The organism is Nocardia sp. CC201C, assembly GCF_030010695.1.
Lineage (GTDB): Bacteria > Actinomycetota > Actinomycetes > Mycobacteriales > Mycobacteriaceae > Nocardia > Nocardia otitidiscaviarum.
In genome coordinates, this window is sequence record NZ_JASCXP010000709.1 from 1 (window position 1) to 1,562 (window position 1,562).

Genomic DNA, 1,562 nt, shown 5'->3' on the forward strand with positions numbered 1-1,562 from the left:
GCTTCTCGTCCCACAGCGGCCACAGCCAGCCGATGTAGCAGGCGAAGGAATCCGCCGCGTGGCAGATCTTCCGGATGAATGCCGTGCCGAAGCCGATCGGCTGACCGGTGGCCTCCCCGACCAGACGGATGCCGAGCATCTTCTTACCGGGCGTCTGTCCGGTGGTGCCCTCCTTGTAGACCAGGAACACCAGACCGGCGATGCCGACCACGAAGGCCAGCAGCATGAACATGACGCCGACGCCGCTCAGGCCGCCGCCCGTGCACCGGCCGGTGGTCGTGGAACAGGTGATGCTCTCGGTACCGGCGACGCTCGCGATGACGTACAGCAGCGAGGCGGGCAGGCCGAAGATCAGGCCGTCGACGATGTAGGCGCCCGCACGGGAACCCCAGTCGGCGAGCGGAGCCTGCGGACCGTACGGCGCGTAGCCGCCGGGTGCGCCCGGAGCCGGGTAGCCGGGTTGCGGTGCGCCGTAACCGGGTTGGGGAGCGGCGTGCGCGGGCTGCTGTGGGTAGCCGGGGTTGGACTGGGCGTACTGCGGCTGCTGCGGGTAGCCCGGGTTGGACTGCCCGTACTGCGGCTGCTGCGGGTAGCCCGGGTTGGACTGCCCGTACTGCGGCTGCTGCGGGTAGCCGGGGTTCGACTGCCCGTACTGCGGCTGCTGTGGGTAGGGCTGCTGCCCGTAGCCGGGCTGTTGCGGGTACGGGTTGTTCGGGTAACTCATTCTTTTCCTTGCGGGGTTGGATATTTCGGCACGGACGGGTAGCCGATCCGGTGCCCGCTGTGTGCCGGGCGGGCCGTTCGGGGTCCGGGCTCGCTACAGTCTGGTGCACTTCGGCTCTCGCGGCGCGCCGAGTTGACGACATCCGCCGCGAACGACCGAGATCCCCGGCCGCGGGGTCGCCGCGACCGAAGATCGATATTGGGATGCGCGTAGGAGGATCGACGGTGGCGCTCGAGATGAGAACAGTATGTGAGCGGTGTCACACGACAGGATTGAACCCCGAGGGCATCGCCTGGATCTGCTCCTACGAGTGCACCTTCTGCGCGAACTGCGCCGCGGCCATGGACCGGACCTGCCCGAACTGCGGCGGCGAATTGGTGCATCGGCCGCGCCGCAGGGGCTGACAGCGCCCGTTCCCCGGATTTCGCAGCCGTGTCACACATCGCGGTCCCGCGCCGTCGACCTGATGAACAACCAGCTCGGCGCTAACCGCGGGCTATGCGAAAGCTGTTGAGGGAGAGTGCATTCCAATGAACACCGGATATGTCGTCAGTGCCGTCGCGACCGCGCTGTGGGTCGGGTTCTCGGCCTTCTCGTTGCTGCGGCGCGTCTCGTGGGTGGTCGATCCGCTGGTGCGGTACGGGGTGCCGCGGTCCTGGTGGACGCCACTGGGGCTGGCCAAGGCGGCGGGTTCGATCGGCCTCGTGGTCGGGCTGTTCGTGCCGGTCGTCGGCGTGCTGGCGGCGGTAGGGCTGATCCTGTACTTCCTGGGCGCGGTGGTCACCGTGCTGCGGGCCGGGTCGTACGGCACTGTCGTGTTCCCGGTGCTGTACCTGGT

The 1,562-nt window shown here is 68.4% G+C and carries 3 protein-coding genes; 2 read left to right on the plus strand and 1 reads right to left on the minus strand.

Going from position 1 to position 1,562, the window contains the following annotated elements; translation table 11 throughout:
- A partial coding sequence (locus QK444_RS36140) for an RDD family protein (RefSeq protein WP_282786600.1) occupies positions 1-724 on the minus strand: 724 nt, incomplete at its 3' end.
- A gap of 236 nt (positions 725-960) precedes the next feature.
- On the opposite strand from QK444_RS36140, the gene QK444_RS36145 reads away from it, so the two are divergent.
- Positions 961-1,128, plus strand: coding sequence for a DUF1272 domain-containing protein (locus QK444_RS36145; RefSeq protein ID WP_282786602.1), 168 nt, complete (start codon positions 961-963; stop codon positions 1,126-1,128).
- A gap of 126 nt (positions 1,129-1,254) precedes the next feature.
- Positions 1,255-1,562, plus strand: a 308-nt coding sequence (locus QK444_RS36150; protein ID WP_282786604.1) for a DoxX family protein, incomplete at its 3' end; no start/stop codon positions are given.

Bases quoted from the DNA above. Each gene is read 5' to 3' on its own strand.
- QK444_RS36145 (WP_282786602.1), top strand. From the start codon at position 961: ATGAGAACAGTATGTGAGCGGTGTCACACGACAGGATTGAACCCCGAG.